Raw genomic sequence first — 14,757 nt, forward strand, 5'->3', positions numbered from 1 at the left:
GGTCCTGACGTCGCTCGAGACGGTTTGGGATGATGACGCGGTGACCACTCCCCTGCCCGTACGTCTCGCGGCCTACGGCGCCACCACGGGCGCGGCCGCCCTCGCGTGGGCCACCCTCGTCGAGCCGCGCCTGTTCGCTCTGCGACGGTACGCCCTGCCGGTCCTCCCGCAGGGTTCGCGGCCGGTGCGGGTGCTCCAGGTCAGCGACATCCACATGGTCCCGGGCCAGCGGGCGAAGCAGGAGTGGATCCGCTCCCTCGCCGCACTCGAGCCCGACCTCGTGGTCAACACCGGCGACAACCTGAGCCACATGGATGCCGTACCCGCGGCCCTCGCGTCGATGGCCCCGCTGCTCGAACGCCCCGGGGTCTTCGTCCTGGGCTCCAACGACTACTACGCGCCGACGCCGAAGAACCCTGCGCGGTACCTCACCCGCGACTACGCGGCCGCGCCGCTCGGGCGGACCACGCTGCCGACCGAGGAGCTGCGCTCCGGGATGGCTGATCGGGGCTGGGTCGATCTGGACAACGCCCGCACCACGATGGCGATGGAGGCCAGCCGCATCGACCTCGTCGGCGTGGACGACCCGCACATCGCACGCGACGACTACGCGTCCGTGAGCGCGCCCGCGGACCCCGACGCGGCTCTGACGGTCGGGGTCCTCCACGCGCCCTACCAACGCGTCCTGGATGCCATGACCGCCGACGGGGCGGGCCTGATCCTCGCCGGCCACACGCACGGCGGGCAGTTGTGCGTGCCCGGCTTCGGGGCGATCGTCACCAACTGCGACCTCGACCGCGGACGGGCGAAGGGGGTCTCCCGCTGGTGGACGGGGGCGGGCTCCGGTCGACGACAACCGTCGGACGCTGCCTGGATGCACGTCTCCGCCGGACTGGGCGCCTCGCGGTTCGCGCCGGTTCGCTTCGCCTGCCGACCCGAGGCGACCCTGCTGACGTTGACCGCGGCCGAGGACCGTCGATGAGGGAGCAGCCCCGACCCCCGATTACGAGTCGAAGCAGTCTCTGGGTTATTCTTCCTTGTCGTTGCCCACAGCGGTGACGACACACCTCGGGGTGTGGCGCAGCTTGGTAGCGCGCGTCGTTCGGGACGACGAGGTCGCAGGTTCAAATCCTGTCACCCCGACCACCTGACACCGGTTCTGGTCCATGGATCAGGACCGGTGTTCTCGTCTCTGGTGATCCCGCCACCGACCCACGTCGACAGGTGAGGTCTACTGGAGGAGTCCACGTCCTCAGGAGATGCCCATGCCCCACCGTCCCTGCTTCCACCTGGCCATCCCGGTCGACGACATCGATGCCGCCCGGGAGTTCTACGGCGGGACCCTCGGGCTCGGGCAGGGCCGGTCGGACACCCTGTGGACCGACTGGAACTTCTACGGCCACCAGCTCGTCACCCACCAGACCCCGGGCGGATCGCCTGGCCCTGCGGGCCACAACCCGGTCGACGGCCACGAGGTACCCGTCCCCCACTTCGGGCTCGTGCTCGACCACGACGACTTCCACGACCTCGCCGAGAAGCTGGCGGCGGCACAGGTCGAGTTCGTCATCGAGCCCTACGTCCGGTTCGAGGGGCAGCAGGGCGAGCAGTGGACGATGTTCCTGCTCGACCCGGCCGGCAACGCCCTGGAGTTCAAGTCCTTCGCGGACGAGTCCCAGATCTTCGCCGGCTGAGCCCGTGATGGGCCCCGACCCAGCGCGCTCCCCCCGCAGATGACGCGCCCATCCCGAACGGGCGTTCCCGGCTACCTGCTGCGAGTCGCCGGACCTGAGCGCACGCCCGCCCTGAACCACCACCTCGCCTGCCTCCTGGCGTTGGTGGCCGGCGTGCTCAACTCGGTGGGCTTCGTCGCCGTCGCCTTCTACACCTCGCACATGACCGGGGTGACGGCCCTGATCGCCGATCAGATCGTCCTCGGCGGCTGGTACATCGTCGCAATCGGGGTGCTGTCGATCCTCTCCTTCGTCGTGGGGGCCATGATCTGCGCGATCATCTTCAACTGGGGTCGCCGTCGTGGGCTGCGCAGCCGATACGCCAACGTCCTGCTCCTCGAGGGCCTCCTGATGCTCGTCTTCGGGCTGCTCGCCGAGGAACTGACCCACGAGGACCGTGAGTTGCTCTTCGTGCCGGTCCTGTGCTTCACCATGGGGTTGCAGAACGCCGTCATCACCAAGATCTCCGGTGCCCGGATCCGCACCACCCACGTGACCGGGATGGTCACCGACATCGGGATCGAGCTGGGCAAGCTGGTCTATCGCAACCATCGTCCCGACACCGATCCGGTACGTGGCAACCGGAGCCAGATCCGGTTGCACGGCACACTCGTCTCGCTGTTCCTCATCGGCGGCATCATCGGCGCTGCCGGCTACCTGGTCATCGGCTTCGCCGTCCTGGTCCCGGGCGCCCTGCTGTTGCTGCTCGCCTCCTACCAACCGCTGCTGGCAGACCTCGGCGCACGTGCCGAGGGCCATCTCTGACTACGCTGACGGGCATGAGTGACGAGCCCTGTCCCTGCGGCACCGGTCGAGCACTGTCCCAGTGCTGCGGGCCGCTGCTGACGACCGAGCGTCTGGCCACGACGGCAGAGGAGCTCATGCGCAGCCGGTACACGGCACACGTCTTCGGCAATGCGGAGCACCTGTGGCGTACGTGGGACGGCCGCACCCGACCGACGGTGGTCAACCCCGGCGCGGCGCAGTGGACCGGACTGGAGATCACCGAGGTCATCGAGGGCGGACCGCAGGACACGACCGGGACGGTGGTCTTCACCGCCCGACACGTTGGGGGCGAGCTGACCGAACGCAGCCGGTTCACCCGGCGCGCAGGACGCTGGTTCTACACGGAGGGAAGCTGATGACCGAAGTCCGCTACGAGTTCGCCGAGGGCGTCGCGACGATCACCCTGACCGCGCCGGAGCGGCGCAACGCCTTGTCGGTGGAGATGTCGCGCGAGTTGACGGACGCCGCTCGCACGGCGGAGTCGGATCCCGGCGTGGGCGCGGTCGTCGTCACCGGGGGTGAGCACTTCTGCGCCGGAGCCGTTCGCTCGGTCCTCGCCGAAACCGGCCGGGACCCGGTCGAGGACACCGCATACCGCGATCTCGAGACCGTCTACGCAGCCTTCACGACGATCGGGTCCATCGACGTGCCGACGATCGCGGCAGTGCGGGGCGCTGCCGTGGGAGCAGGACTCAATCTTGCCCTGTCCGCCGACCTGCGGGTCGTCTCGCGCTCTGCCCGCTTCCTACCCGGCTTCGCCCAGATCGGCATCCACCCCGGCGGCGGCCACCTTCACCTGCTGCACCGGGTCGCGGGCCGGGAGGCCACTGCGGCGATGGGTCTCTTCGGCGAGGAGGTCGACGGTAGCCGGGCAGTCGACCTCGGGATCGCGTGGTCGGCCCACGAGGACGCGGATGTGGAGGATGCGGCCCGGGCTGTGGCCGCTCGTGCGGCGGCCGACCCGGATCTGGCCCGTCGGGTGCTGCGCAGCTTCCGTCGTGAGACCGCTCCCGGCGGCCTGCCCTGGGACTCCGCGGTCGAGGTCGAGCACTCTCCGCAGATGTGGTCCCTGCGCCGCAAGCACGGCGTCTGAGGCTGCTTCGGTCAGATCTGGCCGATGGCCTCACGCAGATCGACGAACCAGTCGACGGTCGGGTCGAAGGCGCCACCGCCTGCGATGCGGTCCAGTTCGATCGCCCGCAGCTCGTCGTCGTGCTCCACGTCCTGGCCGATGACACCCGAGCCGCCGGCGAGCGCAGTCCCGACCGCCAAGTCGGTGCAGCGGGCGATCAGCTCGCGGTCCTGGGCGTTCGGGGCGGCGGAGCGGGCGAAGTATCCCGACTTCCACACCTTGGCCTTGTCCGCACCGAGCCGCTCGGCGAAGTTCTTCGCGAAGTACTTGCCGGGATTGACCTCGTCGAGGGCCACGTGGCCGAACGCGTCCCGCGGTACCGCCTGCCCCGAGGCCTCGAGCGAGGCGACGATGTCGTCGACACCAGCACCTTCGGCGATGAAGACGTTGACACACCCGATCTCGTCCATGACCCGCCTGAGCCGCTCACCCTCCGCGTCGATGTCCACGGGCGCCTCCGGGACGTAGACGGCGTGCACGTCCCACCGACGCGGATCGTTGCCGATACCGGGCACGAACTCGCGCTCCAGCAGCTGCTCACGGTACCGGCGCGCCGTCTCGGCCGTGAGCCAGCCGCTGTGGCGCCCCATGACCTCGTGGACGATGAGCATCCGGGGGTTCGAGGAGTGCTCACCGATGATGTTGCGGGCGAAGACCGCGCCCTGCTCTGCTGCGGTCCACGCCCCCAGGCTCTGCCGGATCGGGACGATGTCGTTGTCGATCGTCTTGGGAAGCCCGATCACCCTCAGGTCGTGGCCGCTCTCCGCGAGGTGGCGCGCGAGGTCGGCGGCCGTGGTGTTGGTGTCGTCCCCGCCGATCGTGTGCAGGACGTCGACGCCGTCACGGACCAGCTGCTCGGCTGCGACGCGAAGGGGGTCCACCCCGTCGGCTACGAGACCACGCCGGACGAGGTCCCGGGCGTTGGTCAGCTTGACCCGGGAGTTGCCGAGAGGGGAGCCGCCGAAGAAGTGCAGTCGCTCTGCGGTGGCCCGGACCTCGTCGGTGACCTCGATGCTGCGGCCCTCGAGCACCCCGGCATAGCCGTCGAGGTACCCGATGAGACGTACCTGTGGTGAACGTCGGGTGTAGCCCTGGATGAGACCACCCACCGCGGACGAGAGGCACGGGGCGATCCCCCCGGCCGTCAGCATCGCGACGGTGCGAACGCTCACTTGCTCTCGCAGGGAAGTTGGATCGTCTCCGGCGGACGCTCGTAGGGCTTGACCTGCGGGACCTCTGCCTGCGACTTCAACCCGTCCCACTTGTTGCCGAGGACCAGGTCGAGCGTGCTGCCGCTGCGGTCGTCCTTCTGCAGTTGGACGTCCTCGACCTGCTCGGCCAGCCGCTTGGCGGCGCGCTCCCCCTCGGGACCGAATCGGATGACGCCGACCTCCTTCTCGTGGAAGGACTTCTGCGGGTCGTTGCCCGTCTTCTTGACCGTGAACTCGCGCTCCTCGAGCTCCTTGCTCACGTCAGCGGCCAGCCCCACGTGCCACGTCGTGTTGTAGACGTTGAGGGTGATCTCCGCAGGCGCAGGCAGCGGCGGGTCGGGCTCGTCGACGAGCTTTTCGTAGCCGTACCCGAGCACGAGCTGGACACTGTCCCCGGACCGGGCGTCGTTCCACAGCTGGGCGCCGGGGATCTGCTTCTGCACGAGCAGGGCGTTCTCCAACCCTTCGTCGCCGAAGTAGATCGTCGCGGGCCCCTCGACGTAGACCGAACTGTCCGCGTTCCCGATCGAGGCGATCTTGAAGTCACGCAGCTCCAGCTCACGCCCGACGTCGCTCGCCAGACCGGCGGTGTCGGCGCTGTTGAGGAGCTCGATCTTGAAGGAATCGCGCTCGGGTGCCGGCGCCGAGACCGGAGCACAGGCCACGGTCTCGTTCATGCCGAGCAGGCCGGTGCTGTAGGCCGCCGCGACGGTCGCAGTGCCCAGAATGAGGCCGGGGAGGGTGACGAAGAGAATGAGTCGACGTCGGCGCTGCCGACGGAAGTGCTTGGCCGCACCCCCCTCGAGCTCGTCGAAGCCCACGACGCGATACGACACGGGCCCCTCGTCGTGCGGGTCCGTGCCCTGATTCTGCTCGGTCATCTACACCCCTCCCCTGCCTCCATCATACGTGATGCCAATTTCCTCATGAGCCACACGAGTCACACAAGCACCACACGTCATCGTTCCCGTACCGACACCCATCGACCGCCCCTGAGCATCGACGTCCGAGGTGACGAACCGGTTGCGCCCCGGTGAGGATTCGGCAGCAATCCGCTCAGCCCCCTACGCGGACGGGACGCCCTCGCGTCGCTCGTCGCCGATCATCTCGGCGACGGCGAGCATCGCAGTCGCTCCCCGACGGATGGTGTCGGCGCTGACGAACATGTCGATGTGGTGCCCGGCCCCCTTCGGCTGTCGGATCCGACCCACGAAGCGCGGATCGACTCCCACGCTGTCCACAGGGGTGGGCACCTCCCCGCTCCGCTCGTCGAGGTGGACGAGGGACGGCGCAGCCATGTAGGCCGCTCGGACCTTGTCCGTGGACACCGGTCGCGCACACCGCGCGTGCAACGCCATGGAGTGGGCCAGGACGACCGGCACCTGGACGAGGGTGACCACGACGGGGACGGCATCCGGAAGGTCGAGGACCTTGCGCACCTCCTGGTCGACCGCCCGCTCGGTCGAGGTGAAGCCGTCGTCCGTCGGCTGCCCCACCCACGGGATGACGTTGAGAGCCAACGGCGCCGGGAAGGGGGAGACGACCGGCAGGTCGGACACGGCCGACCGCACATCGCCCGGGTGCTGCCCGATCAGCGGCTCGGAGGCGACGGTGTGCAGCTCCTCGCGCAGTCGGGCCACGCCGCGGTCGGACGCGGACACCGCCGCGATGAGCCCGGTGACGACAAGGTGCTGCAGCTCCCAGCCCTGGTGCAGGACGTGGACCGCGTCGATGAGTCCCCAGGTGACCGGCCCGGGCAGGGCCACGATCCCGCGGGGGCGGTGGGTGACCAGTTCGGAGTTGATGCCGGGGACGATCAACGGCACGTCGTCGTCCCCGCGGTGCCTGGAACTGGCATCGACGACGACCGCACCCGCGGAGACGGCTCGCGGGGCCCACTCCCCGGTCTGGTCCGGCGAAAGATTGAACAGCGCGACGTCGACTCCGTCGAAGGAGTCCTCCCGCAGGGTCTCCACCGGCTGCTCACGACCGCGCACGGTCAGGGTGCGGGTGGACATCCCCGGCTCGTAGAGCCGGATCTCACCCCACGGGTCACCCCGCAGCGCGAGTGCGGAGGCGACGGCCTCCGCGAAGCGTCCCGTCGCCCCCACCAGGGCCAGAGTCGGCCCGGTGGTCGGCGACGGGTACGCGGTCACCGTCCGGTGCCCGCGTAGACGACGGCCTCACCGTCGTCGGAGTCCAGGCCGAAGGCCGTGTGCAGCGCCTGGAGCGCGTCGTCGAGCTGGTCGGCGCGCGTGACCACGGAGATGCGGATCTCCGAGGTCGAGATCATCTCGATGTTGATGCCCGACTCGGCGAGCGCCTTGAAGAAGGTCGCCGAGACGCCCGGGTTGGTGCGCATGCCGGCACCGATCAACGACAGCTTGCCGATCTGGTCGTCGTACTGGATCGACTCGAAGCCGACCTCGTCCTTGGTCTTCATCAAGGCCTCGACGGCGACCTGCCCGTCGGCCATCGGCAGCGTGAAGGAGATGTCGGTGCGGGCGGTCTCCGACTCGGAGACGTTCTGCACGATCATGTCGATGTTGACCTGCGCGTCGGCCACGGTCGTGAAGATCTGCGCGGCACGGCCCGGCTCGTCCGGCACGCCGACGACGGTGATCTTGGCTTCGCTGGCGTCGTGCGCGACTCCGGCGATGATGGGCTCTTCCATGTCCTGGTTTCCTTCGGTCTCGGGGGGCAGGACCCACGTGCCCTCCTTCGGGGTGAAGGACGAACGCACGTGGATGGGCATCTCGGAGCGACGCGCGTACTCCACGCACCGCAGGTGGAGGATCTTGGCGCCGCTGGCGGCCATTTCCAGCATCTCGTCGTGGGAGATGCGGTCGATCTTGTGGGCCTTGGCGACGATCCGCGGATCGGCGGTGAAGATGCCGTCGACGTCGGTGTAGATCTCGCAGACATCGGCCTCGAGCGCGGATGCGAGCGCCACCGCGGTGGTGTCGGATCCACCTCGGCCGAGCGTGGTGATCTCCTTCGTCCCCTGGCTGACGCCCTGGAACCCGGCAACGATGACGATGTGCTTCTTGCCCAGCGCCTCGGTGATCCGGCCGGGGGTGACATCGATGATCTTCGCCTTGCCGTGCGAGGTGTCGGTGATGACTCCGGCCTGGCTACCGGTGAAGGAGCGCACGCTGTGGCCGAGGTCGGCGATGGCCATCGCGACGAGCGCCATCGAGATCCGCTCGCCGGCGGTGAGCAGCATGTCCATCTCCCGTGGGGGCGGGACCGGACTCACCTGCTCTGCCAGGTCGAGCAACTCGTCGGTGCTGTCACCCATGGCGGAGACGACGACACAGACGTCGTTGCCTGCCTTTTTCGTCTCGACGATGCGGTGTGCGACTCGCTTGATGCTCTCGGCATCACCGAGCGAGGAACCGCCGTACTTCTGGACAACCAGGCTCAAAGGAGAACTCCGTGATCTGCGGGTCCGGCCCGGGCACGGACCGGCGCGTCATCCCGAAGGATAACGACCCGGCGGGCCGGGTGCCGCATCCGTCCACCGGATCGTGATCATCCGGGGCGCCTCATGGGCGCCCGGCCGGCGGGCCACGGTCCCGGCCGTGAGGCTGGTCACCCACGCCGTGCGGAGCCGGCCGGCGGACGGTCAGGAATGCAGCGCGTCGAACTCGGCCTCACCGACGACGTCGTCGTCGGCATCCAACCGCAGGTGCCCGAGCAGTGTCTGCAGCACGCGCACGGCCATCGCCGCGCGGTCGCCCCAGTCGGCCAGGTAGCTGTACTGCCACCACCACAGCGCCTCGGTCGTCCGCCCGGCCTCGTGGTGGGCCAGGCCGTGCGTCAGGGCACCGGCGATGATCGCCAGATCGTTGCTCAACGAGCCGGCCGTCGGCTCGGGTGAGGTGACCGGGTCGGCCACGTCGCCGTACTCGTCGACCTCGCACAGCAGTTGCGCCAGTCCGGTACGCAACGGGTCGAGGTCGGTGTCGGGGCCCGCGTCGTCCTCGAAACGCTGCTCGAGGACGACGTCGTTGATGGCCCCCAACCGGGCACCGACGAGCTGGATCTGGCTCGTCGTGAGCAGCAGGAGCGGGATGGCGCTCTCGGGTGCGGCTCCCGAAGCGATCTCGGCAACCGTGGCCAGCCAGGCGCTGGCCTCCGCGGCGCACTCGTCCGCGAGCAGCGTGGTCTCGTCAGGCATCGAGCAACTTCCTCCCTTCGAACGCGCGACCGAGGGTCACCTCGTCGGCGTACTCGAGGTCCCCGCCCACGGGCAGCCCGGAGGCCAGACGGGTGACCTTGATCCCGAACGGGGAGAGCAACCGGGCCGTGTAGGACGCGGTGGCCTCCCCCTCGAGGTTCGGGTCGGTCGCGATGATCACCTCGGTGACACTGCCGTCCGACAGCCGCGACATCAGCTCGGTGAACCGCAGGTCGTCCGGCCCGACACCGTCCATCGGGGAGATCGCCCCACCGAGGACGTGGTAGCGGCCGCGGAACTCCCGGGTGCGCTCGATCGCGATGACGTCCTTGGGCTCCTCGACGACGCAGATGGCGCTGGGGTCCCGGCGGGTGTCGGCACAGATGCGGCACTGCGGTCCCTGGGCGACGTTCCCGCACGTCTCGCAGAAGGAGACCTTGTCCTTGACCTCGCTGAGGGTCCGGACGAGACGTTGGACGTCCTGCGGGTCGGCCTGCAGCAGGTGGAAGGCGATCCTCTGGGCACTCTTGGGGCCGACCCCGGGCAGTCGGCCGAGCTCGTCGATCAGGTCCTGGACCACACCTTCATACACGCCTCGACCCTACGCCCCACCGGTGACCACGTGGGGCAGCGCAGCGCCCTGCCGCGAGTTCACTCCTCACGGATGACCGTTCCCCCGAGGATCCGCTCGATCACGGCCGGGCCGGCGGCGCCGGCGTCGACGATGTCCTCGTCGTCGTCGCTGACCGACGCGTCGTCGGGCTCACGGGGTGGCTGCGGCTCGGGGACGGACGGCGAAGGGGGTTCGGCCGCCTGCTCGCCCGCGCCTGCCGCGTCCGTCCTGTCGACCGTGGCCCACGAGGGAGCGGACGAGTCGGCTGCTGGAGCCGATCCCCAGTCCGAGCCGGAGGGGCCTCCTGCCGGGTCAGGGACACCCACGTCACCCCCCGTGGAGGAGGCCCGTGAGGCACCGCCCGTCCCGGGGGCGCCCCCGTCGCCGGTGGCCGGGGGCACGGGCACGGCCTGCGGCGGTGGCGAGTACGTCGCCTGCCCTCCTCCGCCGGCCGGCGGCTGGCCACTCTGCTCGTAGTGGGGCACCCCCTCGACTCGGGCATCGACACCGAGGGCGTCGATCAGGGCCTGACGGACCACCTCGGCGTGGGAGCCGTTGCGGAAGGCGTTGGCCAGCCCGGTCGTCGCGATCCCGAGGACGAGCCGCTGCCCGTCGTAGGAAAGCACCTGTGCGTGCTCGGACAGGAAGGTCCACGTGGCCCGGCGCATCTGGTAGATCCGTCCGAGGACGTCCGGCCAGGCCCGACGCAACGCCTCGACGTCGATGTGGCTGCTCGATCCAGCAGGCGTCGCCTCGGCCGCGGGCTGCTCCGGCTGAGGTGACGCGGCTGCCGGCGCCTGCGCCGATGGGGCCGTCCGCCGGGATGGTTCGGGGGCCGGCCCACGGTCAGCTTCGGCCGCGGTTGGGGCCCCGTACGCCTGGTCCGGCAGGGCTACGGCTCGCTCGCCCCGGGCCGGAGCAGATGCAGACGTCGACGGCTCGGTCTCGGCTGCGGGCCGCGTCCGCTCGGCAGCCTGCCCAGCGGGCTCGTGCGAGGCGGGTTCGTGCACCGGCGCCGCAGGTGCGGCCCGCTGCCCGGGCATTACCTGCTGCGGGGCCGGCGCGGGACGCTGGGCCGCAGTGCCAGGACTCGGGGCTCCGCCCCCTTCGCCGGTGGGCACTCCCCCGACGTCGAGGCGACGCTCCAGGCGGTCCAGGCGGGCCGCATAGCCGGACTCCCCGGCCGCGGCCGGGAGGAGCACCCGCGCCGCGATGATCTCCAGCTGGACCCGTGGCGAGGTGGCCCCGGTCATCTCGGTCAGGCCGGCGTTGATGATGTCGGCCGCGCGGGAGAGTGACGCGGGGCCGAAGACGCCGGCCTGCTGACGCATGCGCTCGACCTGGTCACCGGGCAGGGCACGCAGGATCGCCGCCGCACCCTCGGGCGCGGCCGCGATGACGATGAGGTCGCGGAAGCGCTCGAGCAGGTCCTCGACGAAGCGTCGCGGGTCCAGACCGGTCTCGATGACCGAGTCGATGACGGTGAAGACGCCTCCGGCGTCACCGGCACCGAAGGCGGTGACCGCCCGGTCGAGCAACTCGTCGTCGGTGAACCCGAGGAGCGCGGCGGCTCCCTCGTAGGTCAGACCCCGCTCGTCGCTGCCGGAGATGAGCTGGTCGAGGACGGACAGGGAGTCCCGGACCGAGCCACCGCCGGCCCGCACGACGAAGGAGAGCACACCCGGCTCCAGGGACACGCCCTCGGCGGCGCAGAGCTGCTCCATGTAGTCCTGCAGTCGAGCCGGCGGGACGAGTCGGAAGGGGTAGTGGTGGGTGCGTGAGCGGATCGTGCCGATGACCTTCTCCGGCTCGGTCGTCGCGAAGACGAACTTCACGTGCTCCGGCGGCTCCTCGACGATCTTCAGCAGGGCGTTGAAGCCTTGTGGCGTCACCATGTGCGCCTCGTCGATGATGTAGATCTTGTAGCGGCTCTGCGCCGGGCCGAAGGAGGCCCGCTCGCGCAGGTCACGGGCGTCGTCGACACCACCGTGGCTGGCCGCGTCGATCTCGATGACGTCGACCGAGCCGGCGCCGCCGCGGGCCAGCGCCACGCATGGGTCGCACTCCCCGCACGGCGTGGGGGTCGGTCCCTGCTCGCAGTTGAGGCAGCGGGCGAGGATGCGCGCGCTCGTGGTCTTGCCGCAGCCCCGCGGCCCGGAGAAGAGGTACGCGTGGTTGACCCGCCCGGAGCGCAGAGCCTGCATCAGCGGCTCGGTGACGTGCTCCTGGCCGATCACGTCGGCGAAGGTCTCTGGCCGGTAACGGCGGTACAGGGCGGTGCTCACGGTGACGAGCCTACTTGCGGTACCCGACGGCCGGTCCCCTGCGTGGGGACCGGCCGTGGACGGTCACGTCAGGGGCGAAGGGAGGCGGTCGCCTCGGTGAGCTTCCTCAGCTGTGCAAGCAGGTTGCGCAGCTCCTTGGCGCGACGCTCGGCCGGGGCGAAGACCAGACTGCCGTCCTTCGCCTCCGTCGTCTCGAGCATGGTCGAGAAGGAGACCTGTGCGCGGGCGACGTGCATCTGCGGGTTCGCGAGAATGGTGCGCCACTGCTCGACCGCTCGCACACCACTGTCGGCGCCGTAGGAGACGAGGGCGGCTCCCTTGTGGACCCACTCCGGGAAGAGCACGTCGAAGGCGTTCTTCAGGGCAGCCGGCACGCCGTGGTTGTACTCCGGGGTGACGAAGACGAAGCCATCGAACTCGTCGATCTTCTTCCCCCAGCGCACGGTCTTGGGATTTTCGTACTGCCGCTTGGCCGCGCCCGGAACGACGGGCTCGCCCAGGAGATCGAGGTCGTAGTCCGCAAGGTCGACGAGCTCGTACTCGGCGTCGTCGCGGTCCTTCGTCTGCTCGAGGACCCAGTGGGCGACCTGTTCCCCGAACCGGCCGGGGCGGGTGCTGCCGAGGATGATGGCGATCTTCACGAAACTCCTTCGCGGTTGCGGAGCGAACGGGGCCCACCGCCCTGGGTGGGGCGGTGGGCCCGATCGTGGACGTATCAGGCGCGTGGCTCGTCGTTGTGGCCACGTCGCCCGTCGACCTTATCGCGGACCTTGTCCATGAGACTCTCGTGCTTCGCGTGCTGCGGGCCGGCCGGCCGCGACTCGGGGTCGAGGTGGTCCGAGTGCGCCCCATCGGGACGGTCCGAGCCGAAGCCGTCGTCACGACCCACCGAACGGTCCGAGCCGAAGCCCTCGTCACGACCCACCGGACGATCGGCCGCGGCGTCCTCGTCACGACCCACCGGACGATCAGCCGCGACGTCCTCGTCACGACCCACCGGACGATCAGCCGCGACGTCCTCGTCACGACCCACCGGACGATCAGCCGCGACGTCCTCGTCACGACCCACCGGACGATCAGCCGCGACGTCCTCGTCACGACCCACCGGACGATCAGCCGCGACGTCCTCGTCACGACCCACCGGACGATCAGCCGCGAAGTCCTCGTCACGACCCACCGAACGGTCCGAGCCGAAGTCCTCGCGCTGCTCGATCGGGCGGTCGGCGGAGTCGCGGTCCGACACCGCGTACGCAGCGCCTCCCGCGCCGGCGGCGGCCGCCCCGGCGCCACGACCGTGGCCGTCGCGCTCCGTACGACCCCCATCCAGCGAGGCGCCGTCCCGGGTCCGGATGTCGGGGTCCTTGGCATCCGCTGCGCGCAGTTGCTCCTCGTGGGCGAGCCGCTCGCGGTCGGCGTCCTGCGCCTTCACGCGGGATTCGTCACCGAGGCGTTCGGCCTCCACCTGACGACGCTCTGCCTCAGCAGCCCTCTGCTCGGCCTCCGCGGCGCTGCGGTCTGCCTCCGCGCGGGCGGCCCGGGCATCGGCATCAGTCGCCCTTGCGTCGGCCTCACGCGTGCGCACGTCACGTTCGCGCTCCACGGCCTGCGCGCGCAGCTGCTCGGCTTCTGCCCGGTCGCGCTCGATCTTCTTCTTCTTCGCATCTTTCGCCAGCATGCTCAGCAGGGCGATGAGCACCACGACGACGATGACAGCGACGATGATCCAAATCCACATGGTGTTCATGGGTTCTCCTCCACGGAGGCGACCGCGGTCACGGTCGCTCTGGGGTCCACGCTAGAGGGATCTGGGCCACACGCCACTCGAGACGCGGGGGCAAGTTGCGCCGGCTCGGGTTGCCGGTCCCGCAGGGCACACGAAGGACACCCCGCGCACCTGGAAGAGCTCGCCTACCCTTGCTGCATTCCTGCCCTGGGGGAGTTCGGTGAGGTACCACCACGCGGGGTGCCGATCGCAGAGTCTACGTGTCCGGGCACTGTCCGCGAAAGCCGGCACCGACATCCACCACCAAGCCGGCTCGGCAGTGGTCGGGACACCCCCTTCGTCCCGGTCACGAGAACGGCCCCGGTCCATGGACCGGGGCCGAGCAGTGGCGGAGGATAGGGGATTCGAACCCCTGAGAGCTTTCACTCAACGCGCTTTCCAAGCGCGCGCACTAGGCCACTATGCGAATCCTCCGCCGGAGAGATTACCTGAGCGCACCGCCTGCCCGAAATCGGGACGATTACCCACCCTCGACACCTGTGGGCGACCATGGATGCATGACCCTCCCCTCCCCCCGCCGCCTGTTCATGACGGTCGCGACCGCCGAGGCCGTGACCTGGTCCCTGCTGCTGATCGGGATGTTCCTCAAGTACGTCACGCAGACCACGGAGCTGGGCGTGCGCATCGGAGGGATGCTGCACGGGGTGGTCTTCATCGCGTATGTGCTCGTGACCGTCATCGCGTGGGTGGACCAGCAGTGGCCGGCCAAGCGCGGCGTCATCGCCCTGGCCACGGCGATCCCGCCGCTGGCGACACTCTGGACCGAGCGCTGGCTCGACCGTGACGGCCACCTCGGCACCACGTGGCGCCTTCGGACGAGGGGAGTGGCCGCGACCGCCCCCGAGAAGCTCGTCTCCGGGGCGCTCGTCCGCCCGGGCCTGGCCGCCCTCGCCCTCGTCGCGGCAGTCGCGGTCCTCACCGGAGCGGCCCTCTTCATCGGCCCACCCGTCCCGACCTCCTGACCGGAGGAGTCAAGAGTCGGTCACGGGCAGGCGGTCGGTGCGGCGATTCGACCTGACCCCTCATATCGTGTC

Annotated in this window: 15 protein-coding genes, 2 tRNA genes and 1 other RNA gene; 7 read left to right on the forward strand and 11 right to left on the reverse strand. The window is 69.9% G+C overall.

Annotated elements, in window-relative coordinates; translation table 11 throughout:
- Nucleotides 1-40: 40 nt before the first annotated feature.
- The 6 genes from V1351_RS13250 (at nucleotide 41) to V1351_RS13275 (ending at nucleotide 3,609) form a co-directional block, all read left to right on the forward strand.
- Entirely contained in the window at nucleotides 41-982 is a 942-nt protein-coding gene (locus tag V1351_RS13250; RefSeq protein WP_338748673.1) for a metallophosphoesterase, read from the forward strand.
- Nucleotides 983-1,069: 87 nt separating this feature from the next.
- Nucleotides 1,070-1,146: transfer RNA gene (locus V1351_RS13255), tRNA-Pro, on the forward strand.
- 119 nt (nucleotides 1,147-1,265) lie between these two features.
- Nucleotides 1,266-1,691, forward strand: coding sequence for a VOC family protein (locus tag V1351_RS13260; protein ID WP_338748674.1), 426 nt, complete (start codon nucleotides 1,266-1,268; stop codon nucleotides 1,689-1,691).
- Nucleotides 1,692-1,730: 39 nt separating this feature from the next.
- The gene (locus V1351_RS13265; protein WP_338748675.1) at nucleotides 1,731-2,495 is read left to right on the forward strand and encodes a YoaK family protein; all 765 of its coding nucleotides are present in this window, start codon (nucleotides 1,731-1,733) and stop codon (nucleotides 2,493-2,495) included.
- Between the two features lie 14 nt (nucleotides 2,496-2,509).
- Complete coding sequence (locus V1351_RS13270; RefSeq protein WP_338748676.1) at nucleotides 2,510-2,872, forward strand: YchJ family protein; 363 nt, start codon at nucleotides 2,510-2,512, stop codon at nucleotides 2,870-2,872.
- The gene (locus V1351_RS13275; RefSeq protein ID WP_338748677.1) at nucleotides 2,872-3,609 is read left to right on the forward strand and encodes an enoyl-CoA hydratase-related protein; all 738 of its coding nucleotides are present in this window, start codon (nucleotides 2,872-2,874) and stop codon (nucleotides 3,607-3,609) included. Before V1351_RS13270 ends, V1351_RS13275 begins: the two co-directional genes overlap by 1 nt.
- An 11-nt stretch (nucleotides 3,610-3,620) precedes the next feature.
- Here V1351_RS13275 and V1351_RS13280 read toward each other — a convergent pair whose 3' ends face one another.
- From V1351_RS13280 to V1351_RS13330, 11 genes are all read right to left on the reverse strand, one after another.
- Nucleotides 3,621-4,820 (reverse strand): pyrophosphate--fructose-6-phosphate 1-phosphotransferase, encoded by a 1,200-nt coding sequence (locus V1351_RS13280; protein ID WP_338748678.1) that lies wholly within the window; start codon nucleotides 4,818-4,820, stop codon nucleotides 3,621-3,623.
- Nucleotides 4,817-5,740: a LytR C-terminal domain-containing protein gene (locus V1351_RS13285; RefSeq protein ID WP_338748679.1), complete on the reverse strand. Its 924-nt coding sequence runs from the start codon at nucleotides 5,738-5,740 to the stop codon at nucleotides 4,817-4,819. Before V1351_RS13285 ends, V1351_RS13280 begins: the two co-directional genes overlap by 4 nt.
- A 183-nt stretch (nucleotides 5,741-5,923) precedes the next feature.
- Complete coding sequence (locus V1351_RS13290) at nucleotides 5,924-7,015, reverse strand: aspartate-semialdehyde dehydrogenase (RefSeq protein WP_338748680.1); 1,092 nt, start codon at nucleotides 7,013-7,015, stop codon at nucleotides 5,924-5,926.
- The gene (locus V1351_RS13295) at nucleotides 7,012-8,286 is read right to left on the reverse strand and encodes an aspartate kinase (protein WP_338748681.1); all 1,275 of its coding nucleotides are present in this window, start codon (nucleotides 8,284-8,286) and stop codon (nucleotides 7,012-7,014) included. Before V1351_RS13295 ends, V1351_RS13290 begins: the two co-directional genes overlap by 4 nt.
- A 201-nt stretch (nucleotides 8,287-8,487) precedes the next feature.
- Complete coding sequence (locus V1351_RS13300) at nucleotides 8,488-9,042, reverse strand: DUF5063 domain-containing protein (protein ID WP_338748682.1); 555 nt, start codon at nucleotides 9,040-9,042, stop codon at nucleotides 8,488-8,490.
- A complete protein-coding gene (recR, locus tag V1351_RS13305) occupies nucleotides 9,035-9,634 on the reverse strand; it encodes a recombination mediator RecR (protein WP_338748683.1) in 600 nt (199 codons plus the stop codon). The genes V1351_RS13300 and recR overlap by 8 nt, the downstream gene beginning before the upstream one ends.
- A 59-nt stretch (nucleotides 9,635-9,693) precedes the next feature.
- On the reverse strand, nucleotides 9,694-11,940 hold the full coding sequence (locus V1351_RS13310) for a DNA polymerase III subunit gamma and tau (RefSeq protein ID WP_338748684.1): 2,247 nt from the start codon (nucleotides 11,938-11,940) through the stop codon (nucleotides 9,694-9,696).
- Nucleotides 11,941-12,008: 68 nt separating this feature from the next.
- Nucleotides 12,009-12,581 (reverse strand): NADPH-dependent FMN reductase, encoded by a 573-nt coding sequence (locus tag V1351_RS13315; RefSeq protein ID WP_338748685.1) that lies wholly within the window; start codon nucleotides 12,579-12,581, stop codon nucleotides 12,009-12,011.
- A 74-nt stretch (nucleotides 12,582-12,655) separates the two neighbouring features.
- Nucleotides 12,656-13,684 carry a hypothetical protein gene (locus V1351_RS13320; protein ID WP_338748686.1) on the reverse strand — a complete coding sequence of 343 codons (1,029 nt, stop codon included), beginning with the start codon at nucleotides 13,682-13,684 and terminating at the stop codon, nucleotides 12,656-12,658.
- 130 nt (nucleotides 13,685-13,814) lie between these two features.
- Nucleotides 13,815-13,911, reverse strand: an RNA gene (gene ffs, locus V1351_RS13325) — signal recognition particle sRNA small type.
- A gap of 138 nt (nucleotides 13,912-14,049) precedes the next feature.
- A tRNA-Ser gene (locus tag V1351_RS13330) sits at nucleotides 14,050-14,137 on the reverse strand.
- A gap of 83 nt (nucleotides 14,138-14,220) precedes the next feature.
- On the opposite strand from V1351_RS13330, the gene V1351_RS13335 reads away from it, so the two are divergent.
- Nucleotides 14,221-14,685 carry a DUF3817 domain-containing protein gene (locus V1351_RS13335; RefSeq protein WP_338748687.1) on the forward strand — a complete coding sequence of 155 codons (465 nt, stop codon included), beginning with the start codon at nucleotides 14,221-14,223 and terminating at the stop codon, nucleotides 14,683-14,685.
- Nucleotides 14,686-14,757 lie beyond the last annotated feature (72 nt).

Source organism: Janibacter sp. A1S7 (assembly GCF_037198315.1).
GTDB lineage: Bacteria > Actinomycetota > Actinomycetes > Actinomycetales > Dermatophilaceae > Janibacter > Janibacter alittae.

Coding starts and splice junctions, on each gene's coding strand:
- V1351_RS13275 (WP_338748677.1), top strand. CDS start 2,872: ATGACCGAAGTCCGCTACGAGTTCGCCGAGGGCGTCGCGACGATCACC.
- V1351_RS13285 (WP_338748679.1), bottom strand. CDS start 5,740: ATGACCGAGCAGAATCAGGGCACGGACCCGCACGACGAGGGGCCCGTG.
- V1351_RS13335 (WP_338748687.1), top strand. CDS start 14,221: ATGACCCTCCCCTCCCCCCGCCGCCTGTTCATGACGGTCGCGACCGCC.
- V1351_RS13320 (WP_338748686.1), bottom strand. CDS start 13,684: ATGAACACCATGTGGATTTGGATCATCGTCGCTGTCATCGTCGTCGTG.
- V1351_RS13260 (WP_338748674.1), top strand. CDS start 1,266: ATGCCCCACCGTCCCTGCTTCCACCTGGCCATCCCGGTCGACGACATC.
- V1351_RS13270 (WP_338748676.1), top strand. CDS start 2,510: ATGAGTGACGAGCCCTGTCCCTGCGGCACCGGTCGAGCACTGTCCCAG.
- V1351_RS13300 (WP_338748682.1), bottom strand. CDS start 9,042: ATGCCTGACGAGACCACGCTGCTCGCGGACGAGTGCGCCGCGGAGGCC.
- V1351_RS13265 (WP_338748675.1), top strand. CDS start 1,731: ATGACGCGCCCATCCCGAACGGGCGTTCCCGGCTACCTGCTGCGAGTC.